At 55.9% G+C, this 23,671-nt stretch carries 22 protein-coding genes and 2 tRNA genes; 7 read left to right on the top strand and 17 right to left on the bottom strand.

The window, feature by feature from the left end; translation table 11 throughout:
* Nucleotides 1-179: 179 nt before the first annotated feature.
* From ACR0CW_RS13515 to ACR0CW_RS13485, 7 genes are all read right to left on the bottom strand, one after another.
* Nucleotides 180-494: a DUF202 domain-containing protein gene (locus ACR0CW_RS13515; RefSeq protein ID WP_480788185.1), complete on the bottom strand. Its 315-nt coding sequence runs from the start codon at nucleotides 492-494 to the stop codon at nucleotides 180-182.
* A 63-nt stretch (nucleotides 495-557) separates the two neighbouring features.
* Nucleotides 558-1,076 carry an N-acetyltransferase family protein gene (locus ACR0CW_RS13510; protein ID WP_480788184.1) on the bottom strand — a complete coding sequence of 173 codons (519 nt, stop codon included), beginning with the start codon at nucleotides 1,074-1,076 and terminating at the stop codon, nucleotides 558-560.
* Nucleotides 1,073-1,627 carry a helix-turn-helix transcriptional regulator gene (locus ACR0CW_RS13505; RefSeq protein ID WP_155148728.1) on the bottom strand — a complete coding sequence of 185 codons (555 nt, stop codon included), beginning with the start codon at nucleotides 1,625-1,627 and terminating at the stop codon, nucleotides 1,073-1,075. Before ACR0CW_RS13505 ends, ACR0CW_RS13510 begins: the two co-directional genes overlap by 4 nt.
* A 118-nt stretch (nucleotides 1,628-1,745) precedes the next feature.
* Entirely contained in the window at nucleotides 1,746-2,762 is a 1,017-nt protein-coding gene (locus ACR0CW_RS13500; protein ID WP_155148730.1) for a Fe(3+) ABC transporter substrate-binding protein, read from the bottom strand.
* A gap of 165 nt (nucleotides 2,763-2,927) precedes the next feature.
* Nucleotides 2,928-3,629, bottom strand: a complete 702-nt coding sequence (locus ACR0CW_RS13495) for a hypothetical protein (RefSeq protein ID WP_480788183.1) — start codon at nucleotides 3,627-3,629, stop codon at nucleotides 2,928-2,930.
* Nucleotides 3,630-3,878: 249 nt separating this feature from the next.
* The gene (gene ykgO / locus ACR0CW_RS13490) at nucleotides 3,879-4,004 is read right to left on the bottom strand and encodes a type B 50S ribosomal protein L36 (RefSeq protein ID WP_005648635.1); all 126 of its coding nucleotides are present in this window, start codon (nucleotides 4,002-4,004) and stop codon (nucleotides 3,879-3,881) included.
* Between the two features lie 91 nt (nucleotides 4,005-4,095).
* A tRNA-Val gene (locus ACR0CW_RS13485) sits at nucleotides 4,096-4,170 on the bottom strand.
* A gap of 148 nt (nucleotides 4,171-4,318) precedes the next feature.
* Here ACR0CW_RS13485 and ACR0CW_RS13480 point away from each other — a divergent pair.
* Complete coding sequence (locus tag ACR0CW_RS13480) at nucleotides 4,319-5,179, top strand: N-formylglutamate amidohydrolase (protein ID WP_480742337.1); 861 nt, start codon at nucleotides 4,319-4,321, stop codon at nucleotides 5,177-5,179.
* Between the two features lie 3 nt (nucleotides 5,180-5,182).
* Here the strand turns inward: ACR0CW_RS13480 and ACR0CW_RS13475 are convergent, their stop codons facing one another.
* Nucleotides 5,183-6,436, bottom strand: coding sequence for a DNA polymerase IV (locus ACR0CW_RS13475; RefSeq protein ID WP_480742336.1), 1,254 nt, complete (start codon nucleotides 6,434-6,436; stop codon nucleotides 5,183-5,185).
* 372 nt (nucleotides 6,437-6,808) lie between these two features.
* Nucleotides 6,809-7,513 carry an orotidine-5'-phosphate decarboxylase gene (pyrF, locus tag ACR0CW_RS13470; protein ID WP_480788182.1) on the bottom strand — a complete coding sequence of 235 codons (705 nt, stop codon included), beginning with the start codon at nucleotides 7,511-7,513 and terminating at the stop codon, nucleotides 6,809-6,811.
* Nucleotides 7,514-7,653: 140 nt separating this feature from the next.
* On the opposite strand from pyrF, the gene ACR0CW_RS13465 reads away from it, so the two are divergent.
* From ACR0CW_RS13465 to ACR0CW_RS13450, 4 genes are all read left to right on the top strand, one after another.
* Nucleotides 7,654-7,980 (top strand): hypothetical protein, encoded by a 327-nt coding sequence (locus ACR0CW_RS13465; RefSeq protein WP_480742334.1) that lies wholly within the window; start codon nucleotides 7,654-7,656, stop codon nucleotides 7,978-7,980.
* A 128-nt stretch (nucleotides 7,981-8,108) separates the two neighbouring features.
* On the top strand, nucleotides 8,109-10,727 hold the full coding sequence (clpB, locus tag ACR0CW_RS13460; protein ID WP_480742333.1) for an ATP-dependent chaperone ClpB: 2,619 nt from the start codon (nucleotides 8,109-8,111) through the stop codon (nucleotides 10,725-10,727).
* A 294-nt stretch (nucleotides 10,728-11,021) separates the two neighbouring features.
* Entirely contained in the window at nucleotides 11,022-12,422 is a 1,401-nt protein-coding gene (locus ACR0CW_RS13455; protein WP_480788181.1) for a DUF4856 domain-containing protein, read from the top strand.
* A gap of 143 nt (nucleotides 12,423-12,565) precedes the next feature.
* Nucleotides 12,566-13,531 (top strand): sterol desaturase family protein, encoded by a 966-nt coding sequence (locus ACR0CW_RS13450; RefSeq protein ID WP_480788180.1) that lies wholly within the window; start codon nucleotides 12,566-12,568, stop codon nucleotides 13,529-13,531.
* Between the two features lie 122 nt (nucleotides 13,532-13,653).
* On the opposite strand, the gene ACR0CW_RS13445 is transcribed toward ACR0CW_RS13450, so the two are convergent.
* The 8 genes from ACR0CW_RS13445 to ACR0CW_RS13410 form a co-directional block, all read right to left on the bottom strand.
* A tRNA-Met gene (locus tag ACR0CW_RS13445) sits at nucleotides 13,654-13,730 on the bottom strand.
* A gap of 87 nt (nucleotides 13,731-13,817) precedes the next feature.
* The gene (locus ACR0CW_RS13440; protein WP_480788179.1) at nucleotides 13,818-14,789 is read right to left on the bottom strand and encodes an alpha/beta fold hydrolase; all 972 of its coding nucleotides are present in this window, start codon (nucleotides 14,787-14,789) and stop codon (nucleotides 13,818-13,820) included.
* Between the two features lies 1 nt (nucleotide 14,790).
* On the bottom strand, nucleotides 14,791-16,263 hold the full coding sequence (locus ACR0CW_RS13435) for a flavin-containing monooxygenase (protein ID WP_480788178.1): 1,473 nt from the start codon (nucleotides 16,261-16,263) through the stop codon (nucleotides 14,791-14,793).
* A gap of 86 nt (nucleotides 16,264-16,349) precedes the next feature.
* On the bottom strand, nucleotides 16,350-17,153 hold the full coding sequence (locus ACR0CW_RS13430) for a PaaX family transcriptional regulator C-terminal domain-containing protein (RefSeq protein ID WP_480788177.1): 804 nt from the start codon (nucleotides 17,151-17,153) through the stop codon (nucleotides 16,350-16,352).
* Nucleotides 17,154-17,219: 66 nt separating this feature from the next.
* A complete protein-coding gene (gene paaZ, locus ACR0CW_RS13425) occupies nucleotides 17,220-19,250 on the bottom strand; it encodes a phenylacetic acid degradation bifunctional protein PaaZ (RefSeq protein WP_480788176.1) in 2,031 nt (676 codons plus the stop codon).
* A gap of 87 nt (nucleotides 19,251-19,337) precedes the next feature.
* Nucleotides 19,338-20,690: a TRAP transporter large permease gene (locus tag ACR0CW_RS13420; RefSeq protein ID WP_155148746.1), complete on the bottom strand. Its 1,353-nt coding sequence runs from the start codon at nucleotides 20,688-20,690 to the stop codon at nucleotides 19,338-19,340.
* The gene (locus tag ACR0CW_RS13415) at nucleotides 20,687-21,193 is read right to left on the bottom strand and encodes a TRAP transporter small permease (RefSeq protein ID WP_170334307.1); all 507 of its coding nucleotides are present in this window, start codon (nucleotides 21,191-21,193) and stop codon (nucleotides 20,687-20,689) included. The genes ACR0CW_RS13420 and ACR0CW_RS13415 overlap by 4 nt, the downstream gene beginning before the upstream one ends.
* Before the next feature lie 61 nt (nucleotides 21,194-21,254).
* A complete protein-coding gene (locus ACR0CW_RS13410) occupies nucleotides 21,255-22,274 on the bottom strand; it encodes a TRAP transporter substrate-binding protein (RefSeq protein ID WP_155148750.1) in 1,020 nt (339 codons plus the stop codon).
* Between the two features lie 167 nt (nucleotides 22,275-22,441).
* Here ACR0CW_RS13410 and paaG point away from each other — a divergent pair, with 167 nt between their 5' ends.
* Both paaG and paaI read left to right on the top strand, forming a co-directional pair.
* A complete protein-coding gene (gene paaG, locus ACR0CW_RS13405; protein WP_480788175.1) occupies nucleotides 22,442-23,227 on the top strand; it encodes a 2-(1,2-epoxy-1,2-dihydrophenyl)acetyl-CoA isomerase PaaG in 786 nt (261 codons plus the stop codon).
* A 1-nt stretch (nucleotide 23,228) separates the two neighbouring features.
* On the top strand, nucleotides 23,229-23,657 hold the full coding sequence (paaI, locus tag ACR0CW_RS13400) for a hydroxyphenylacetyl-CoA thioesterase PaaI (RefSeq protein ID WP_480788174.1): 429 nt from the start codon (nucleotides 23,229-23,231) through the stop codon (nucleotides 23,655-23,657).
* The last annotated feature ends 14 nt before the right edge of the window (nucleotides 23,658-23,671 follow it).

The following is a 23,671-nucleotide window of genomic DNA, read 5'->3' as shown; positions in this document are numbered from 1 at the left end:
TTGGCGACTGGGAGATCAGTGGCCCGCTGGCAAGGGTCGCATGCACGACCAAAATTATGTTGACTGTTTTAGTAAGTTTAACTTGTGGGTACAAGTCGTCATTCCACGTAAGTGGTCATCATCAAATCTGAACGTTCAAACAGGATAATTTGCGAGCAGCGCAGACTAGTGCAGCCCTCTTATTCAACGCCGGAATCGCGCTTTTCGGCCTCTATGAGGCGCTTGGTGCGCAAATAGTCCCAACCTCCGATGATCAGGATCAGGCCTGAGATTGGAATGGCAATCAGTCCAAGGTTTCCCTGCATCGATTGCGCGTCGAAAAAATGCATCAGGCCAAAACCCGCGATCGCAAGACCCAGCGCAGTTTTTACATAGGCCAAAAAGGTGCGTCTGTTGGCCAGCTCGGTGCGCACCACGGCCAGCACCATACTGTCCGCTTCACGCCTTTGTTTGACCTCTGCTGCAGTATCGGGTTGGGATCCGGAATTACTCATACGGAAGATTTGAGTGAAAATCTCTGACGGAGGCAAGTGTTTTTGAGCACACCCCTGACCGAGCTAGTTCAGATCTTTGTACATGTAAGTTGTTGGCTCCAACCTGTCTTCAAATGGGTTGCGGCAGTAGTTCGGAATCTCACCTGCGATCCGAAAGCCAAGGCTCTGATAAAAGATGCGCGATGGATCGGAGCTACGCGTATCCAGCACAAGCATAGACCGCCCAAGCTCTTTTGCGCGTTCTTCAAGTACATTCATCAGTGCCCGGCCGTAGCCTCGACGGCGCGCCTCGGGGTGGACAAGCAACTTTGCTACATCTGCACGATGTGGCTGGTTCGGCATGCTAGCCGGGATGAGTTGCACAGTGCCCATGACGCGCCCCTCATCATAGATTGCAAACAGATCAAGCGTGCCAGATGTTAGATCGGGGCGAACCCGCTCTTGCCAATACCTGCCAGCGTCCTCCTTCGAGAAAGGTAGAATAAAACCGATACTTGCCCCGGTCTGAACACAGGCATGCAAAATATCGCTCAGATCATTCAGAGCCGTGTCAAAGTAGTCAGTATTCAGGCGTGTAATCATATCAGCACCAGGATGTACCGTGCGCCACGTCCAGCGTTGGTTTCGAACCGGGTAGGGCCTGACAGATGATAGCGCAGGCAGTCGCCACCGCTCAGCATGTGTGACGTGCCATCGACTGTCAGTGTAAGCACTCCGTCCAGTACGATAAGGTGGTGTTCCTGCCCGGGTTTGGGGGGCGCATCATATGAGATGGTTGTTTCGGGGGGCAGGTGACACTCCAACACTTCGCCGCTTAACCCCGCTGCGGGTGGAGAAACTGATCGACGCGTGAAGCCGGTTTCAGGATCCCGCCATTCGATCTGCCTTTCAAACGGAACTTTGGGATCAAAGCTGTCTTCGACCATCATGAGCAATCGGGACATCGGCAGGCCGTAGGCTGCACATAAACGGCCAAGGCTTTCGGCGGTGGGGCTGACGTCACCCTTCTCCATGCGGGACAGTGTGGCGCGGCTGATACCGCTGTGTTCGGTCAGTTGGTCCAGAGACCAGCCACGGCTCTGACGCAGTTCGCTCAGACGGTTGGCGAGGCGATTTGAAAGGTCATCAAGCATCGTTCATTTTAGAGAATCATTTCCAGATATGAAAATAGTATCTGAAAAACATGGTGTGGCAATAGAAAAAGGGTGCAGGAGAACCTGCACCCTTCCACTGCTCGGGTTTGTGTCTGGATTACTTCCAGCCTACCTCGTTAAATATCTTCTGCGCTTCGGGAAGGTTCGTGGCAACCTCTGATAGGTTCACCTCATCCGCTTTGAAGTCGCCCAGCGTCTTTACTGTTTCCGCCAGTTCTACACCTTCGACCGCCGGAAATTCGTCATTGCCTGCCGAGAAATACTGTTGCGCCTGATCACTGGCCAGATACTCAAGGAACAGGATCGCGTTTTCCTTATTCGGCGCGTTGGTTGCAACACCAGCACCTGATAGGTTCATATGTGCGCCATAGCTGTCCTGGTTGGGGAAAACCCAGCCGATCTTCTCACGCTCCGAAGACAGACCTTTGACATCTTTGCGGATCGAGCGGACAAAATAATAGGTGTTCGATACCGCGATATCGCACTCACCCGATACTAGGCCGCGCAGCTGGTCGGTGTCGCCGCCCTGCGGCTCGCGCGCCATGTTGTCGACGATGGCTTCGGCCCATGTTTTAGCCGCGTCAGCACCCTCGTGGGTAATGATCGAGGCCAGCAGAGTCTGGTTGTAAACGTTGGCAGAGGACCGGATGCAGATCTTGCCCTTGTATTCGGGCTTAGCCAGATCAGCATAGGTCGCGGGCGGGTTGGTCACGTTGTCTTTGTTATAAAAGATGATCCGGCCACGCTGTGAAAAGCCGAACCATTCATTGTCGGCATCCTGCAGGTTGGCAGGAATACGTTCTTCCAGAACTTCACTGTCGATCGCCTGCAGCAGGCCGGCATTTTTAGCCCGTGCCAAGCGCGAAGTGTCTACGGTTAGCATCACGTCTGCCGGAGAGTTCGCGCCCTCGGCTTCCATCCGCGCGATCAACTCGTCGGCCTTGCCTTCGATACGGTTGATCTGGATGCCTGTGGCTTCTTCAAAATCGGAATACAGACGCTCGTCCGTGTCGTAGTGGCGCGACGAATACAGGTTCAACTCGCCATCGGCGATGGCCGATGTGGCGATCAGTGTCGTCAGAGCGGCAGCAATACAGGTAGTGGATTTCAGCATGGTATATCCCAACATTGTAACTCGTGACGGGGTGTATCCCGAGTAATTTGCTCAATTATACAAATCGGCCAAAAAAGCAAGAAAGACCAGTCAGAATAGATGGCCAAATCGTCGCGACCTGACGAATGGTGCTACCGTTCAGATCCCGACAGGAACTCTTTAAGGCTAGTGAGTGCAGTCCTTCAGCCCATCAAGATTTCTTTGAATAGGTTGAGTCGGTCCAAAGAACGGTTCAAGAAAGGCCAGTCGATTTGGCGCCAGTGTCTCCAAATCGCTGCGCAACTGGTCGGGCAGGCGTTCTGGATGCTGGAAATACGCGAAAGCAAAAAGCGCGGTTTCTGCCAAATCCTCGCGTTCTGGAAACGAAGCGCCATAAGTCGTCACGAAACCCTTGTCCGCTGCCTGCGCCTTTCGCCACTCTGCGCTGTGTGCGATAGGGACATCCATGGTTGCGTGCACGGACTCATGAAAGACCGTCTCTTCCAGATCATGGGTTGAAATACGCTTATCCATATTCCTATCGTAAACTACGAAAAAGCGCCCGCGATCTTCAGCAAATGCGGTTTCGTCGCCTTTGTGAACAACCACATGGTCAAGCCTTTCGCGCATGAACCATGGTAGATGGCCAAGCGGCCCGGTTAGTTTCTGGGCAGCAAGGGTTGCCGCGAAAGTGTTGCGAAAGTCCGGATGGACCCACAGCTGGATTGCGGTCCCATCCAGAAACCAGGCTTCGAAAATATGGACATCGTCAACGAGTAACCCGTCCTTGCGTTTGTCCGGCATCTCTCTGGAGTCAGTGCCAAAGTAATGAAGGCAATAGAATGCACTTTCATCCTCAGATGAGATGAACTCGATATCATTGGACACGACTGAGTTGGAAAAAAGCGGATCAGTTGCTCCGGCAGTGGGGAGCAATAAACAAAGCGAAAAAGCAAGGTGTTTCAAGCAGAGGTTTCCTCAATGCGGATCGGTTTAAAAAAGGCTTTTGGCGATTTTGTGCGGCCCAACATCAGTTACAAGCAAATGCTTGTGCAGCCAGGGCGGAGTTGTCATGTCAGCACGCAGAAAAAAACCGCGCTCGAAGGCGCGGCTCTTTTAAATCGATATGTGCAGTTCTTAGCCCTGGCGAGCTTTGAACTTGCGCTGCGTCTTGTTGATAACGTAGACGCGGCCTTTGCGACGCACAACGCGGCAATCACGGTGCCGGTTCTTGAGCGAGCGGAGCGAGTTCTTGACCTTCATGGGTCTGTCTCCATTTTGCGGCGCCTTCATCAAAAGACGTGGCCAGCGCCTGGGTTAGCGGGTGCCCCGGAAATCCGGAACAGTGAAACGATGGTGGGCGGTACAAGGATCGAACTTGTGACCCCTTCGATGTCAACGAAGTGCTCTACCGCTGAGCTAACCGCCCACGAAACCTTTGCGTGACCTGCCCCATAACGAAATGGGGCGCGGAACCCCGCGCCGGTAGCGGGGTCTATAAAAGGAGTCGTTGGGGGGATCAAGGGGTTTGGAAGAACTATTTTCCGGTCTATGTTCGGAAGGAACAAGGAGAACCCATGAAGAACTCAGCCTACGGATTGGAAATGCCCGCCAAGCGCACCTCATGCGTGGTGTTTTCCTCACCTCATAGTGGCCGGGACTACCCCGCAGCGCTGATGAAGCGAACGGTTTTGAACCGAAACGTGATTCGGTCCTCTGAGGATGCATTCGTTGATCAGCTGTTCGATGCGGCGGCTGAGTTTGGCGCCCCATTTCTGAAAGCAGCGATGCCACGCGCCTATCTCGATCTGAACCGCAGTGCAGAAGAGCTGGATCCGGCGCTGATTCAAGGGGCCCGCCGTCAGGGGCATAATCCCCGTGTCGCCTCGGGACTTGGTGTGATTCCCCGTGTCGTCGCAAACGGGCGCGCGATCTATCGCGGTAAGCTGACCATGGATGAGGCTCGGTTGCGGATCGACAATTATTGGCGCCCTTATCATGCGAGACTGAAGTCATTGCTGGCCGAATCGCACGAAGAATTCGGGCAAGCCATCCTGGTCGACTGTCATTCCATGCCGCATGAAGCGGTCGCGATCTCGGGCAATGCGCGCGGCAATAAGCCGGACATTGTGTTGGGGGATCGGTTCGGGGCTTCGGCATCAGGTGTTATTGTCGATCAGATTGAAGCGGCTTTTGCCTCAGCAGGACTGAATGTGGCGCGGAATGCGCCCTTTGCGGGGGCCTACGTCACTCAGACATATGGCCGGCCGGGACGCCAACAGCACGCCATCCAGATCGAGATTGATCGGTCGTTGTATATGGATGAGGAAACGATCGAGCCGAATGCGAACTTTGAAGAGTTCAGAGAGATTTTGCGCGATGTCGTTGCCGAAATCGCTTGTATCGGCGCTCAACCGGTTCGGCTTGCTGCAGAATAGTGTTTAACGCAGCGAACGTCCTTTTACGATAGCTTCGGTTCCGAACCTTTGCCGAATCTCATCCGTTGCGCGTTCGGCCTTTGACCGCTGCGCAGCACCCGGATCCAACAGGTCACCGGATATGTCTGCCTGATCAGCAGGGCAAAGATCGGAAATACCACATCCCAGCAGCCGATAGGGCCCCTGATCTCCAACCTGATCAAATAAGCCCCGCGCCGTGCGATAAATCCGATCAGCGATCTGGGTGGGATCGCGTAGTGAAACCCTTCGTGTCAGGATCTTGTGATTGGCCTTTTTAAGTTTGAGTGTCACGACGCGACCGGCCAGGCCTTTTGCTTTAGCCCGATCTGCCACTTTTTCGGACATGCGCCACAGGTGCCCGTCCAGAATATCGAGGCTGGCGGTATCTTCGAAAAAAGTAGTCTCATTGCTGATGGATTTCATGGGTTCATGGGCAGACACCCGGCGTTTGTCCTGTCCGCGCGCCAGATGCCAAAGCCGATAACCCATCGATCCAAAGCGTGCGGTCAGAGCCTCCTGATCCCATCGAAGCAGATCTGAAAATGTTCGAATTCCCGCCCGGTCCAGCGATTCCTGCGCCGCTGGCCCGATCCCCCAGATCAGCCTTACGGGTTTGTCGTTCAGAAACGATGCCGTCTCGGCCTTGCCGATCACTGAAAATCCACGTGGCTTATCGAGATCAGAGGCAACCTTGGCCAGAAACTTGTTGTGGCTCAGCCCGATCGAACCGGTCAGCCCCAATTCATCCTTCATTCGTTTGACCAGCCGGGCCAGCATCACTGCAGGTGGCGCGCCATGCAGGCGCTCGGTTCCGGATAGGTCCATGAAAGCCTCATCAAGCGACAACGGCTCTACGTCCGGTGTCAGTTCATCCATCATCGCGCGGATCTGGCGCGAGACACCCGCATAGATCGACATCCGGGGTTTGATGACGACGGCATCTGGACACAACTGCAACGCCTTGAACATCGGCATGGCCGATCTCACCCCACGAATACGGGCAACATAGCAGGCGGTTGAAACCACGCCGCGCTTGCCGCCTCCTATGATCACCGGTTTATCCGCCAGTTCGGGATTGTCGCGCTTTTCAACCGAGGCATAGAAAGCATCGCAATCCATATGTGCGATGGTCAGGTCAAAGAGTTCTGGATGTGTTTTGACACGCGGGCTGCCGCAGGACGTACAACGACGTTCTTCGGCCATCAGGGTCAAACAATCTCGGCAAAGACCGGGCATCCTATTCCTTCTGCGCAATGCGGGCGTGGTAGGGAAGCAAGATATCCGAGGGTATATCACCAACACCGGCAGATCAAAGATGCGCCGTGTACTTTGCCGATGATCGATGCCCTAACAAGAAGACCCCCCGCGTTTGCGGGGGGAGGTAACGGACCTCAGGAAGATACGGTCCGTTGGGGAGTGTTCCGAGTACAGAATCGCTCAAATTCGCCAATTTCGATAGTTCGAAGCCGATCTTGCTAAAACTCGCCTTTTTCATGTGTGTTTTCGGGCACAGAGACGATTTGGCGCGGCACGCCTAAAAACTGACGTAAGGTCAACTGGTTGAGGGCGCTTTTACAGCCAAATTTGAGGCTGAGTCTGCGAACTCAATTAGTGATGTGTCAGTGAATTTAACTCGTTCAGAACCGCTTCTGCTGCCGCTTTTGGGTCCTGTGCTTGATAAATTGGACGACCGACAACGATATGATCGGCCCCGTCGCCAATCGCGCTTGCGGGGGTAGCAACGCGTTTCTGATCTCCCAAAGCCGCTCCGGCAGGGCGTACGCCGGGTGTCACGATCAGACGGCCTTCCGATTGGGGCAGGGCGCGGATCAGGGCTGCTTCCTGCGGGCTTGCAATGACGCCGTCCGCTCCGGCTTCGAAGGCCTTGGCGGCACGCTCAACTACAAGCTCCTGCACGTCGCCCGCTTTCAACAGGCTGGAATCCAGGTCATCCCGGTTCAGCGAAGTCAGGATTGTCACGGCCAGAATCTTGAGGTCTTTGCCCGAAGCGCCTTCTTTCGCGGCGCGTACAACATGCGGGTCGCCATGGACTGTCAGAAAATCCAAGTCGAACTGGGCCAGACCCCGTACCGCGTTTTCTACAGTGTTGCCGATGTCGAACAGCTTCATGTCCAGAAAGATGCGTTTTCCGTGGTCCTGCTTCAGTTCATTGGCCAGTGCCAACCCACCGCCGGTCAACATGCCTAGTCCGATCTTGTAGAAAGAGACGCTGTCGCCCAGCCGCTCGGCCATGGCCAGCCCCTGCAGGGCGTTCGGAACATCGAGGGCAACGATCAGACGGTCATCGGACATGGGGCAGGCTCCTTTTTGACAAACGTCTGCGTCCTAGCGGGTTCCGGCCGTTCTGTCCATGCATCCGTGATCTATGTCACGTCGTGGATGGCGACATGTGCTATGGTCCCCGCAAAATGAATTTGATGGAGGGACAGAAGTTGAAGAAGTTGGCTTTACTTGGAATTGCCATTGCCCTGGCTGCTTGTGAAGAGAACACGGCATACCCGGTGCCGGATGTGATCGTAGATCCGGCACCGCCACCAACCAATGACAACCTGAATCTGGTTCGTGGTTACAGATCAGCGGATGATTGGTGTCAGGTGACGGGTGAAACAGCCTTTACCGTCAATTTCCTGGATCATACGGCAGACCTGGTTTCCTGTCCAACGGGCAGCAATGCGGCTCAGTCATTGGTGGATATGTATGATGCCCGGCAAGTGGCAGAAACCGGAGGCTATACCGTCTACACAATACCTCGCAAGTAATCCCGGTTTCTGTGGTCTAGCCTCTTGAAGCAGCAAAGATATTTCCCAAATTGAATGCGAGGCCCAGACCGAAGCGTGCCGCCAAGCGGGCGCAGCGAAATTAGGGCGCTTAGAAAAAGGAGAATGCTATGGACTTGAACAAGTTCACCGAGCGGGCACGGGGTTTCGTGCAGGCGGCGCAGACCATTGCGCTGCGCGAGGGGCACCAGAGGCTGGAGCCCACACATATATTGAAAGCATTGATGGATGACGATCAGGGGCTGGCCAGCAACCTGATCACCCGCGCGGGCGGTGCGCCGATCCGCGTGGTCGAGGCGTTGGACGCCGCAATGGCCAAGATTCCCAAGGTCAGTGGCGATGCAAGCCAGATCTACATGGACGGACAGACGGCCAAGGTTCTGGACGAAGCCGAAAAGATCGCCACCAAAGCTGGCGATAGCTTTGTGCCCGTCGAGCGGGTGCTGATGGCGCTGTGTATGGTGAAATCCAAGGCCAAAGAGGCGTTGGAAGCCGGTGCCGTATCCGCACAGAAACTGAACGAAGCGATCAATGACATCCGTAAGGGCCGCACCGCTGACACCGCATCGGCGGAAGAGGGTTATGACGCGCTCAAGAAATACGCGCGTGACCTGACTGAGGCTGCGGCTGAGGGCAAGATCGACCCGATCATCGGGCGCGATGAAGAAATCCGACGCTCGATGCAGGTTCTGTCGCGCCGCACCAAGAACAACCCGGTTCTGATTGGTGAGCCGGGCGTCGGTAAAACCGCGATTGCCGAGGGCATGGCCCTGCGCATCGTTAACGGTGACGTGCCAGAATCGCTGAAGGACAAGAAACTGCTCGCACTCGACATGGGCGCGCTGATCGCTGGTGCGAAGTACCGCGGTGAATTTGAAGAACGCCTCAAGGCCGTTCTGACCGAGGTCACTGAGGCCGCCGGTGAGATCATCCTGTTCATCGACGAGATGCACACGCTGGTTGGTGCCGGTAAATCCGACGGCGCAATGGATGCGGCGAACCTGATCAAGCCTGCGCTTGCCCGGGGTGAGTTGCATTGTATCGGTGCGACCACATTGGATGAGTACCGCAAATACGTCGAAAAAGACGCGGCCCTTGCGCGCCGGTTCCAGCCTGTGATGGTCACCGAGCCGACGGTCGAGGACACGATCAGCATCCTGCGCGGCATCAAGGAAAAATACGAGTTGCACCACGGCGTGCGCATCTCGGACTCGGCGTTGGTCTCGGCGGCGACACTGTCGCATCGCTATATCACCGACCGCTTCCTGCCCGACAAAGCCATCGATTTGGTCGATGAGGCGGCGTCGCGGTTGCGGATGGAAGTGGATTCCAAGCCCGAGGAACTCGATCAGCTGGATCGCCAGATCCTGCAGATGCAAATCGAGGAAGAGGCGCTGAAGCTTGAGGACGACGCGGCATCCAAGGATCGCCTGGAAACCTTGCAAAAGGATCTGGCTGATCTGCAGGAGAAATCCGCCGAGATGACCGCCCAATGGCAGGCCGAGCGCGACAAGCTCGCCGGTGCGCGTGATTTGAAGGAGCAGCTCGACAAGGCGCGTGCTGATCTGGAGATCGCCAAGCGCGAAGGTAACCTCGCCAAAGCGGGTGAGCTGTCCTATGGCGTCATCCCCGAGCTTGAGAAAAAGCTGACCGAGGCCGAGAACGCCGAAAGCAACGCCATGATGGCCGAGGAAACGGTGCGCCCGGAACAGATAGCTTCGGTGGTCGAACGCTGGACCGGTATCCCGACCTCGAAAATGCTGGAAGGCGAGCGTGAGAAACTGCTGCGGATGGAAGATGATCTGCATTCCCGCGTGATTGGTCAGGATGCGGCGGTGACCGCTGTCGCTAACGCCGTACGCCGTGCGCGTGCAGGTCTGAATGACGAGGGTCGGCCGTTGGGCTCGTTCCTGTTCCTCGGCCCGACCGGCGTGGGTAAGACCGAACTGACAAAGGCCGTGGCGAACTTCCTGTTCGACGACGACAACGCGATGGTGCGCATCGACATGTCCGAGTTCATGGAGAAACACGCCGTCGCCCGTCTGATCGGCGCCCCTCCGGGCTATGTCGGTTATGATGAGGGCGGTGTGCTGACCGAAGCCGTGCGGCGCCGACCCTATCAGGTCGTGCTGTTCGATGAGGTCGAAAAGGCGCACCCGGATGTCTTCAACGTGCTGTTGCAGGTTCTGGACGATGGCGTTTTGACCGATGGTCAGGGTCGTACCGTGGACTTCAAGCAGACGTTGATCATCCTGACGTCGAACCTTGGGTCTCAGGCGCTGAGCCAGTTGCCAGAAGGTGCGGATAGTGCACAGGCGAAACGTGACGTTATGGACGCGGTCCGGGCGCATTTCCGGCCCGAGTTCCTGAACCGTCTGGATGAGACCATCATCTTTGACCGCCTCAAGCGGGCCGATATGGATGGCATCGTCGATATCCAGATGGCGCGCCTGCAGAAACGTCTGGCCGCCCGTAAGATCGAGCTGGTTTTGGACGATGGTGCCAAGGAGTGGCTGGCGAACGAAGGCTATGATCCGGTCTTTGGTGCGCGTCCGCTCAAACGCGTGATCCAGCGCGCCTTGCAGAACCCATTGGCCGAAGCGTTGCTGGCTGGTGAGATTAAAGACGGCGAGACCGTTCCGGTAACCGCAGGTACAGACGGCCTGATCATCGGCGACCGTTTGGGTACATCTGAACGTCCACGGCCCGATGATGCTGTGGTGCACTGATTTGTATTGCTAAATCGGTAAGGCCCGCCATTTGGCGGGCCTTTTTATTTGCTCCGTGATTTCCCTGAAAGTTCATCGAGCGCCTCCCGGGAGCTGAGGTAGCGAGGTGGGAGACTTGCTCAGCGATACCTCTCATTAGGGGGAAGCTGTTAATGCACAAGCTTTGAGGTTCATTGGCGCTAACATGATGGTGTTTGCGCTCAATAGGGCTTGACATCTCGGGGCTTAAGCTGACTAAAAAGATCAGATTAAATTTTCCGACTCCTTTTGTCGGACAATAACCGAGGGACCCCTATGCTCAAATCAAAACTCAAACTCACTTCTGCGATCATCGCAGCTACGCTCGTCGGCGGCGCGGCGCTGGCTCAGGAATCATACGGTCCCTTCCCGGTCACCGTTAAAGGCTATGAAGGCGACAAGACTGACTCGGTATCCTACTCCGGCCAGATCGCGCGCCATGTGCTGCATGACAGCCTGAAGAAAGCAGCCGGCAAGGGCGATGGCGGCAACAACGCGGTCGAAGTCGAAGCTCTGATGCTGTCTTACTTCAACGGTTCTGAAGAAGACCTGGTCATCATCGCGCCTGCCTCCAAAGACGGTTTCCCGGTCAAGCAATCGACTGTGAATGAAATTTCCAAAGGCAAAAACATCTCGGGCAAGTTCTACAAAGGCGCTATGACGGCATGGCCCGGCAATCAGGCTGGTGTCGACGTTGCACTGCAGATGATCAAAATGGCAGCAGCCTCTAACCAGGGTTATGATCCGGTGAACGGCATGGACTGGGGTCAGCTGATCTCGAAGTTCACTTTGGGTGCGATGGCTTACAATCAGGCCGTCGACAACTATCTCGACGAGAAGCTGGAAGCCGACAACAAACCGAATGACAAGCCTTACAAAGAAGGCGCTCATTACACCGGTAAAGAGCATTCGTGGGACGAAGCGTTCGGTTACTTCGGTGCCGCAGCCCACTCGGCAAGCCTGTCGCCTGAGCAGAACTATGGCGTGTCCAAGCAAAAAGACATGGCTGCTGCTGACGCAAACGGTGACGGTGTCATCGACCTGAAAACTGAGATGGTCTTTGGCCCGGCATACTACGCCGCGGGCGCAGACAAGGGTGGCACCCAGTCGACCCAGTACATGAACACCATCTTCAACGCGTTCCGTGATGGCCGTGCGCTGATCGCATCTGCAAATGGCGAAGCTCTGACCGATGGACAGCGTGCCGAGCTGAAAAACTACGCCGACATCATCGAGACGAACTGGGAAAAAACGCTGGCAGAAGCGACCTTCAAGTATGCTGGTTCGGTCTACAAGGACATCGACAAGATCAAGTCGGGTGAAGACACCGACAAGGCGCTGCGCAACTATGCCAAGCATTGGGGCGAGCTCAAAGGGTTCTCGATGGCTCTGCAGTCGGGCAAAAACAACCTGGGTGCCACTGCTATCGATCTGAACTGGTTGATCGGTTTCGGTCCGGCGATGCCTGACGGCAAGATGGTGTCCGACATCGATGCCGATGGCAACTTTGTCCGCGGCCGCGAAATGACGCTGGATGACTATCAGGTCAACATGCTGAAAGTTCAGAAACTGCTGATCGACACGTTCGGTATCGAATCGCGTGCGAATGACGCGACTGCGGATCTGGCAGCACTGGCTGAAAAGCTGGGCGAGAACGCCTCGGCAGAAAACGACTAAGGGTCTTTTGACCCTGATCCGGCAGTGCAGTAAATGGTGCTGCCGGATTTTTGGCCGAAAGGCATCCCTTGGATTTACTCGAGCAAATAAGCTCTGTCCTTGCAGATTTTTCCAATCCCAAGAAACGTGTTTTTTTGGGGTATTTGATTTTGACCGTTCTGATTGCTCTGGTCTGGCTGGTTGCGGTACGCAGATCTTCTTTCAAGCTGGCGCTGCATCAGATATTCGATCGCAAAATCCTTTTTTCGCCATCAGCAAAGGCTGACTACAAGATTTTCGTGATCAATCGGGTGTTCACAATGTTCATTTCGCCGCTGCTTTTATCGCAGTTGGCGATTGCGACCGCCCTGTACTATGCGCTGCATGATATTGCATTCCTGCAAAGGGGCGTGTTCTCGGATGCTCCGACGGGCGTAATCGTCGCGTTGTTCACGGCGACTATCTTTATCGTCGATGACTTCACCAAATATCTGGTTCATCGCTGGATGCATCATTGGCCGCTGTTGTGGGCCATCCACAAAACCCATCACTCGGCTGAAACGATGACGCCGATCACGGTGTATCGAACGCACCCGTTGGAGGGCATTCTCTATAGTCTCCGTGGTGCCGTTGCACAGGGGACGACAATGGCGGTTTTCCTGTTCCTGTTTGGTAGCGCGGTAGACCTTTATACGGTGCTTGGCGTGAACGTCATGTCCTTTGTCTTCCACATGACAGGTTCGAACCTGCGGCATTCTCATATCTCGATCCGCTACTGGCACTGGCTGGAGCACATCCTCATCTCGCCGGCGCAGCATCAGGTGCATCACTCGATCGCGCGCGAGCATCATGACAAGAACTTTGGCGTGGCCTTTGCGGTCTGGGATTGGCTGTTCGGATCTCTGCATTTGTCCGAGCAGGACAGCCGCCTCAAGTTCGGTCTGCAACCTTCCGAGGCTCATGCGTCGCGCATTTCGGATATCTATTTCCGCCCCTTCGTGGACATGGCACAGGTGGTGCGCCGCAGAGTGAGCAAGCTTCGAAACAGGATCGAAGGCCGATTTTCTTCGCGAACGCCGAAAGCTGCAGAAACGACTGGTGTCAGAGACAGATCGGTCGAGAATATCTGAGCTCTGGCAGATCAGCAGAAACAGTCAGAATTCCCTGCGCAACAAATACTATCGATCTGTTGATAGGCACTCCACATAGCGGCGGTTCATACTATGCGGTGTCGTTACAATTTAGGGAAATTTGGTAGCGGAGGAGGGACTTGAACCCCCGACACGCGGATTATGATTCCGCTGCTCTAACCAACTGAGCTACTCCGCCACGGTGAGAGGCGATTTAAGGGAGAGGCTTGGGGGGGTCAAGAGGGAAACACCAAGTTTGTTCCGGATTCTTTCAAGTTTTGAATCGTCACCGATTTCCTGCCTTAGGTTTCTCAGTCTGCGTGGCATCCAGAACGTTTCGTATGAAAGTCGCGCATTCGTTCGGCGCGGTAATCAGGATCATGTGGCCTCGATTTTCTAGCTGTTCGTAAGAAAGTCCGAATTGCTGCATCGGTACGCCATGTTGGGCGGGAGACAGGATTGGATCGTCGGAACCGTAAAGGATACCGCCCGGTACCCGCAGATCTTTGTAGCCTTGATTTACCCCGTCGATACTTGCCTCGATGCCGATCACATCCTGCGATCCGGTGATGAATGCAGACGGACGCAACCCCAGTGCGCCACCTGCCCGATCCAGAAAATCCGATGGGGCGGCTTCAGGCGCAAAAGCCTCGTGGATGACATGGGGTGCCGTCTTTTTTGCCAATGGCACAGCAATGGTGTTGCCAATCAGATTGCGCAGCCATTCGGTGCGGATCTCAAGCGGTTTGAAAATCGCCGGAGGCCCAGGCATCCGATGCGTCAGCGGAGCCAGCAATGCCAGCGCCTTGATATCATCGGGGTAGGCCTGCGCCATCGCCAGCGATACGGCACCACCAAGCGAATGACCTACGAGGACCACATCGCTGATGCCTTTTTTCTGCATGAACTCATGTATCATGCGCGCCTGCTCGGTCAGGGTGCCAAGGCTTGCATCGTCGCGGGTTGAATAACCGCAGCCAGGTCGATCGACCGCTATGACATGATAGTCCTGCGCGAGCTGGTCCATCAGGGCATAAGTGAAATGCTGCAACTGCCCCGTCAGCCCGTGAATCATCAGGATTGCCTGTTTTCCGGGTTCACCCTTTTCGACATAATGAATGCTACCGCCATTGACGGGTACGATTTGCCCCATCTGCGGCACGGTTGCGATGCCTTGCCGGGTCAATCTGCGGGTCCACAGGTTTGCTCCGATCAGGAACACTCCGATAAGCAGGGCGATTGTCAGCAATACTGTCATCTCAGCTATCTCCGGACTGTGGGTTCACCGCATGATATTGCTCAAGACCAGAGCGCGCCATGCGTTTCTGAAACTCGGCTACGGTGCCTGGCCACAGCGTTGTGTTGCGCCCGTTGGCATCCTGATACCATGAGGTGCAACCGCCCGCCTGCCAGACACTGTCGGTATGTCGGTCCTGCATCTCTTTTGTAAACTCAGCCTGTTTATGCCCATCGGGCACGATAGTGCGGATGCCGTTCTTTTGCATCTCGTCCAGAACCCGACCGATATGGCTCACCTGCGCTTCGATCATCAGAACGACGGAATTGTGCCCCAGTCCAGTATGCGGGCCGAGCAGAATGAAGAGATTGGGAAAGCCCGCGATGGCGGTGCCCAGATTGGCCTGCATGCCATCTGCCCATGCATCGCGAAGGGTCAGCTCGTCCTCACCTGTGATGTTCAGCCTCTGAACTGCATCTGTCACGTGAAAGCCTGTGCCCCAGATCAGAACATCCGCGTGAAACTGGCTGCCATCCGCTGCAGTGATCTGATTTCCTTCGACTGAGGCAACCCCGTGTGGGATCACTTCGACATTGTCGCGCGCAAGGGCAGGGTACCAGTCATTCGAACTGAGGATACGTTTGCAGCCAATCCGGTAATCCGGGGTGAGTATCTTTTGTTTCGACGCATCAGGAATGGCGTTTTCCAGCGCGTGTCGCCACATCTTCATGGCAAAATCAACCGCTCCTTTTTCACCCCGGAACACGCGATGCCTAAATTCGAACAGCGTGTAGATCAGCTTGCGACGAATACGCGGCAGCAGTGGGAGACGTCTGTAAAGGCGTCGAACCCAGGGCGCGATCGGGCCATCAGGTCGGGGCAGGACATAAGGGGCGGTGCGCTGAAAGATGGTGACCTGTTTGGCAACCTTTGCGATTTCCGGAACGAATTGAACCGCCGAGGCGCCCGTGCCAACGACGGCGACACGCTTGCCATCCAGCGCAACGGCGTGATCCCATTCGGCGGAATGGAAGCACGGTCCGGGAAAGCTGTCCGCGCCGGGAATGTTCGGAATGCTGGGTATGTGCAGGGCGCCGATGGCCGAGACCAGAAAACGGGCTTTCCACCGATGTCCGTCACATGTCTCTACCTGCCATGCACTACCATCCCATCTGGCGGATTTCAGTTCGGTGTGAAAGCGGCACAGGTCATACAACCCTTCTTCCTTGGCTACACGCTGCAGATAGGACAGGATCTCGGCACCTCCGGCATAGGCACGGCTCCAGTCTGGATTGAGATGCGTCGCCATGGAGTAGAGATGTGAAGGCACATCGCAAGCTACCCCGGGATAGGTGTTCTCACGCCATGTTCCACCGATATCACCGGCCTTTTCCAGGATGGTGATATCGGTGAGCCCGCGTTTGCTGGCCTCGATTGCCATGATGAGCCCAGAAAATCCGGCGCCGACGATCAGCATATCGGTTTCGTGTTGCATGCAAGGACGCCCCTCCCAAGACGTTCAGCCCGGATACAGAGAAAGGATAGGAGCATAGATCGGCACGTGAATAGTCTGCCGTGACGTCACCCGGATTGGTTGAGTTCATCCAGATCGGGTCGGGGGAGAGTGTCGAGCAGGCGGAACACCTCGGCTCGGCAAGCGGGGCCGCGCCAGTCTGCGGGGTAAAAGGTCTGGGGTAAATCAGGCTGCCGCAACACTACGCGCCGCCAACGGTGAACGATTAGGGTACGCAGAGTCGCAATTTCAGATGGCGAAGGCTTCCAGCCAGCTGGACGGCTTTGCGACACGCGTCGCAGCGCTTCATGAAGGGTGCGGCAGGCTTCGCGCATCTCGGGCGTACACAGCCGGTCCTGCACCCATTTGGGTGTATCCTGCGCTGAAACTTCCAGAGCCAGCAGATCGTCATGATCATCGGGCGGTGTACCCGCGCCCAAGGCCACATTCCGGCCAATCGGGGTATAGTCGCGGCTGAGCATCACGTCTTCCAATGCCCGCGTTCCTGTCCCTTCTTCGGCGATGAGCAAGTGCCAGCGCTCAGCCGGGATGTGATCGCGCGCATAAATGCGTGGTGTCACCATCGCAGATTGTGACCGCCCGTATTCGGTAAGGTAGTGTCGCGATACGCGGCCAATGCGATCGCTTTCAATCCAGCCATCTTTGCGCAACCTGTGCACAGCCACGCGGATTGCTTCGGGCTTGATCCCCATCGGCTCGATTATTCGGGTCAGTGCCCCGCCTGATATCTGTGCTGCAGGTTTCTGAGCCAGATCGCCGAACAACGATACGATGATGGACCAAACCCGCTGGTTTTGCGGGTCCGCCAATTCAGATACTGCGGTATCGAACCACCTTTGCTCACTGGTCATGCAACCAGTTTAAAGCGTTCGGGCGAATAAGAAAAACACATTCGCCCGCGCTGAGTTTTGAATGGCTCAATAGGCATTCATGGTCAGCAATTCATACTCTGCCACCATCTCATCATCCTGATTGGTCAGGGTCACGTGCCAGCGAACTTCGCCATACTCGTCAGTACGCTGGGTCTTTTGTTTGACCGTCAGCCGCACCTTGATGCTGTCTCCGGCGACAACCGGCTTCATAAAGCGCAGGCCGTCAAGTCCGGTATTCGCGAGAACCGGGCCTTCGTTCGGCTCAACAAACAATCCCGCTGCAAAGCTCAGCAGCAGATAGCCATGCGCAACCCGACCGGGAAAGAACGGGTTTCGTGCGGCGGCGTCGTCATCCATGTGGGCATAGAACGTATCGCCGGTGAAATGAGCAAAATGCTCGATGTCATCCAGTGTGATCGTGCGCGAGGCTGTGTTCAGCGTTTCCCCAATGCTCAATTCGCCGAATTTGCGGGTGAACGGGTGTGCCGGGCCTTGGATCTCGGGCGCACCGGGAACCCACTTTTTGCCAAGCGATGACAGCATCCGTGGCGAACCCTGAATGGCCGTGCGCTGCATATAGTGTTGAACACCGCGCACACCGCCCATTTCTTCGCCACCACCCGCGCGGCCGGGGCCACCATGCACCATATGTGGCAGGGGGGAACCATGGCCGGTCGATTCCTTCATCGAGTCTCGGTCGTTGATATAGATGCGCCCGTTGTACGCCGCTGTTCCAATGACAACGTTTTGTGCCACTTCGGTGTCATGTGTGATCAATGAGGTCACCAGCGATCCTTGCCCACGATTGGCGATCGCAATGGCATGATCCAGATCCCGATATCCCATGATTGTCGAAACGGGCCCGAAGGCCTCGGTGTCGTGGACGCGCTGGGCGTTGTCGGGGTCGGCACAGTGGAACAGCATTGGCGGGACAAAGGCACCGTTCTTGGTATCCGCTCCATCGACGTCAAAAGCAGTGGGGTCACCAAAAACACGCTCGGCCTCCTGACCGATGATATCGGCTTTGGCCAGCACATCCGCCTTTTGTCCGCTCGAGACCAGCGCACCCATGCGTGTTGTCTCCAATCGGGGGTCGCCAATGGTAGTTTTGGCAAGTCGCGCAGACAAAGCTTCGATCACCGCTTCCACCTGCGTATCCGGAGCGATGATGCGGCGGATGGCCGTACATTTCTGCCCGGCCTTGGTGGTCATCTCACGAGAGACTTCTTTGACGAACAGATCGAATTCGGGTGTACCCGGCACAGCATCTGGCCCAAGAATCGAAGCGTTCAGACTGTCCTGTTCGGCCACAAAACGAACCGAGTTGTTCAGGATCACCGGGTTCTGACGCAGTTTTAAGGCTGTGTCTGCCGAACCGGTAAAGCTGACCACATCCTGACAGGTCAGATGATCCAGCATGTCACCTATCCCGCCTGACACCAGTTGCAGCGCGCCTGCAGGCAGTATGCCGCTGTCCAGCATGATCCGAACGGCCAGTTCGGTTACATAGCAGCTGTTGGTGGCTGGTTTCACGATGGCAGGGACACCCGCCAGCAAGGTCGGGGCAAGCTTTTCCAGCATACCCCAAACCGGAAAGTTGAATGCGTTGATATGGATCGCGACACCGTGCAGCGGTGTGCAGATATGTTGCCCAAGAAACGTTCCGTTTCGCGACAGTTGCTCGAGATCGCCATCCAGATAGACATGACCATCCGGCATCTCGCGTCGTCCCTTTGAGGCGAAGACAAACATCGTGCCGATGCCACCATCAATATCGATCAGATGATCGTTTTGCGTCGCACCCGTGTTAAAGCTCAGATCGTAAAGCGCCTGTTTATGACCTGACAGAGTTTGCGCCAGGGCCTTGAGCATCTTGGCGCGCTGATGAAACGTCATTTGGCGCAGTGCAGGGCCGCCGGTATTACGTGCGAATTCCAGCATTGCCTGCACGTCGAGTGCTGAATTGCCAGCGGTTGCAAAGGGTTCGCCGGTGATGGCCGAAGCGATCGTACGTGCGCCGTTTCCGGGCGCGACCCACTGACCGGCGGCAAAACTGGAAATCTGTTGCAGAGACATTGGATGCTCCTGTTCCTTTCATGCCACCAAAGGCGGCATGTCTCATGAATTAGGATTTGTGGGACGGTCGCCGGGACCGCCCCGGTCTTAGTGACCCAGCGCACCCATCTGTTGGGGCAGGTATAGTACCACAATCGGGACCAGTACGATCAACGCCAGGCGAAAGATATCGGCTACCCAGAACGGGGTGACACCCCGAAAAATCGTGCCGGTGGATACATCTCCGACCACGCCTTTCAGAATGAACACGTTCAGGCCAACCGGCGGTGTGATCAGCGAGATTTCGGTAACGACGACGACGACGATGCCGAACCAGATCGGATCATAGCCCAGTGACGTAACCAGCGGGAAAAAGATCGGGACGGTCAGCAGAAGCATGGACAGTGATTCAAACACGCAGCCAAGAATGATGTAGATGCCAAGGATCATCAGGATCACGACGAAGGGCGAAACATCATAGGCCGTAACAAGTGCGATCAGCGCTTCGGGCAGTCCTGCGAGGTTGATGAAGTTCGAAAAGATCTGTGCGCCAATCAATACGGCAAACAGTGCCGCTGCGGTAAAGCAGGTTTCCTTGAGAACTTCGAATGTTGAACCCACGGTCAGGCCACCGCGGAACAGGGCGATCAGGAATGCACCTGCAGCGCCCATACCTGCAGCCTCAGTCGGTGAAAACGTCAGGTTCAGGGGCTCGAAATCAAACACGCCATACAGACCTCCGATCACCAGGAAGAACAGCAACAACACGGCCCAGACCGAACCCAGCGCGCGCAGGCGCTCAGCCCAGCTGGCACGTTCTCCTGCTGGACCTGCTTCGGGATTGCGCCAGACGGTCCAGCGCACGGCAAAGAGGTAAAACAGGATGCCCAGGATGCCCGGGATGATCCCGGCCATGAACAGTTTACCGATCGATGTTTCGGTCAGCAGGCCATAGATCACCAGAATGACCGATGGCGGGATCAGAATGCCCAGCGTGCCACCGGCAGCGATGGAAGCGGTCGACAATTCATCCGTATAGCCATAGCGGCGCATTTCCGGCATGGCTACTTTGGACATTGTCGCCGCGGTTGCCAGAGAAGAGCCGCAGATGGCTGAGAATCCACCACAGGCTGCAACTGTAGCCATGGCAATTCCGCCGCGCATATGACCCAGAAAGGCGTTCGATACTGCATAAAGCTCGCGGGCCATCCCACCTTTGTTTACGAACAGTCCCATCAGGATGAACAAGGGAACGACCGATAAGCCGTAATCCTGTGCGGTGTCAGTGATCTGGCGACCGACCATCGACATGGCAGCTTTGAGGCCACGTTCATCAAAGATCGAGCCTCCGCGCTCGTAAGCAAAGCCAAGGGTGCCAACCAGCCCCATGGCAAAGACGATGGGCAGGCGCAGCAGCACCAGAACCAGAACAAGTGTAAATCCAATAAGTGCTGCGGTCATTGAGTGGGTTCCGTCAAAGCTTTGGGGGCGAACAGGTGCAGAAGACCGGTGATGATCATGACGATCGCTGTAATGGCTACCGAAACGGTGATGAACCATCCGATCAGGTAGGTTGGGATCGACAGGTATTCGGTGACATCGCCGTAGTCGCGCGCGCGTTCCGCCAGAATCCAGACCCGCTGTACAGGCCAGAACAGCATCACACCACTTGCCAGATAAATGATGGCATCACGTATGCGACTCAGGCGCAGGCGGTTGAAAATTCCATCAGTCAGGTCGACTGCGATATGTCCGTTGTTGACCGAAATGATTGGCAAAACTGAAAAGACCAGAATGGCCATCAGGATGCGTGTCAGTTCTGTCGCGGCTTCAATCGGGTTGTTGAAAACCGATCGGAAAATGACGTCGCAGAATGTCATTACCATCAGGATGAAAAGGGCAATGCTCGCTACGATGACCGGCAAAACACTGGCACGTCGCACAAGCTGGATGAGAGAGGTCATCTAGCAGCTCCGAAGGGGGAAGGTTTGGGGCGGCGGTGGTGCGCCGCCCCTGACTTGAAGATCAGTTGGAAGACATTTCCGACTTGATCATGTCATAGGCAGATTGTGCATCCACACCGGCCTCATTGACCTCGGCGATAACCTTGGCGCGCACATCCTCGGCAATGGCCGAGAACTTCTCGAGGTCAGATTCGCTTGCCGCGTTGATCGAGTTGCCTTCGGTGCCCTCAGTGGCTTCGCGGCCGGTTGCGTCGATCTCATCCCAGATTTTGCCGATTTCGCGGCTCAGAGGCTCACCAAAGACGTTTTCGTCCAGCGCCTTTTGCAGATCTTCGGGCAGATCGGCGAATGTGTCTTCGTTCATGATGAAGGCGAACGAACCACGGTACAGGCCACCCGGCATCTCATAAACGTTGGGGGCCACTTCGGTCAGCTTGAAACCCTTGCGGGATTCGAAGGGCATCACGACGCCATCTGCCGCCTTGGACGCCAGTGTTTCATAGACTTTGGGGGCCGGAACCTGAATGCCGGTTGCTCCCAGTGCTGAACCAACATCGCCACCGACGCCACCCGGGATACGTACCTTCAGGCCCGAGATTTCATCCAGATTGGTGACCTGGTTGCTGGAATGCAGCTGCGCAGGGCCATGGGTGTGCAGAGCAATAACCTTTACCCCGCGGTGTTCATCCGCCTGCTTGAGATACTCGTCATAGGCACGCCAATAGGCGACCGATGCATCTTCGGCAGAACCTTCATAGCCCGGCAGTTCGATCAGTTTCGTCGTGACGAAGCGGCCCGGCTGATAGCCGTGGAAAATGATCGAAGCGTCAGCGGCGCCATCCATGATCAGATCCATCTGCGCCGGAGGCGGTGCGATACCCAGCTTCAGCTCGGCAGTAACCTGACCGTCTGTGGCTTCTTCAACCATCTCGACGAATTTGGGCCACATCTTGGCATTGATCCCGTGGGTCGGTGGTGCCCAGCTGGAAATTGTCAGGGTGTAGTCTGCGGCAAACGCAACACTGCCTGTCACCGCGATAGCGGCTGAGGCCAAAAGCGATTTGATCCCGATAAACTTCATGACTGGTTCTCCTCCTCCAAAACATGAGTCTTAATTGCGGTAATGGTCCTTTTTGTAACCATCAACAGGCTGACGGCCCGGATTCGATGGTAAGTCCGAGAAATTTATTGACCAACCGTTCGGTTAATGCAAGAAGTTTATCGAAACAATTGCAAAGCGAGCGGGTCATGAGTGATACGATTCTTGCGCAAAACCACGGAAAATGGGTGGAAATAACGCTGAACCGGCCTGACCGGCTGAACAGTTTCACCGATGAAATGCACTATGCGTTGCGCGCAACCCTCGAGGAGGCCCGTGATAACGGTGCCCGGGCGATCCTGCTGACAGGTGCAGGGCGCGGCTTCTGCGCGGGCCAGGATTTGGGGGACCGTGATCCTTCAAAAATGGATGGACCACCCGATCTCGGGTACACTGTGCGTACGTTTTATGCACCACTTGTGCGGCTTATCAGGTCGCTTGATCTCCCGGTCGTCTGCGCCGTGAACGGTGTCGCCGCAGGGGCAGGGGCAAATGTCGCGCTGGCATGTGACATCGTGTTGGCCGCCGAGTCGGCCAAGTTCATTCAATCCTTTGCCAAGGTCGGTTTGATCCCGGATACGGGTGGCAGCTGGCATCTGCCGCGCCTGTTGGGTGAGGCGCGCGCAAAGGGACTGGCCCTGACCGCTCAGCCTTTGCCGGCAAAACAAGCCGAAGAGTGGGGGCTAATCTGGAAAGCCATTCCGGATGACCAATTGATGGAAGAGGCACGCGCGCTTGCCGAACAGTTTGCCAACGGGCCGACACTGGGGTTGGGCATGACCAAACAGTCAATCCAGGCAGCGGCGGTCAACACACTAAGCGATCAGCTGGAAGTCGAAGCAGACGCGATGAAGACATGCGGCGAAAGCGCGGATTATGCCGAAGGCGTATCGGCGTTTCTGGAAAAGCGCGCACCTCAGTTTCAGGGTAAATAATATGACGCCAAAGCAACGCGCAGAGCAGGCCGCGGCCGCCATGTGGAATCAGGATAATGCCTCGAAATGGGCAGGGATGGATCTGATCGGTGTCGATGAGGGGGAAGCGATTCTTGCCCTCACGGTTCAACAACATCACTGCAACGGCCATGGCATATGTCATGGCGGCGTGACCTTCATGCTGGCAGACAGTGCATTTGCCTTTGCCTGCAACAGCCGAAATCAATCGACCGTTGCCCAGCACACCATGATCAGTTTTATCGCACCCGGACAGCTGGGTGATCGCCTGACTGCCCGTGCCGCCGAGCAAAACCTCACGGGGCGCAGCGGTATCTACGATGTCACAGTAACAAATCAGGATGACCAGAAGATTGCGGAATTCCGGGGCTTCTCCCGCGCAATCAATGGCACCCTGTTCCAAGAGAATTGAGGCGAGGAGGACGC

It is taken from the genome of Ruegeria sp. CH6 (assembly GCF_056537005.1).
This window is presented reverse-complemented; position numbering and strand designations above follow the sequence as displayed.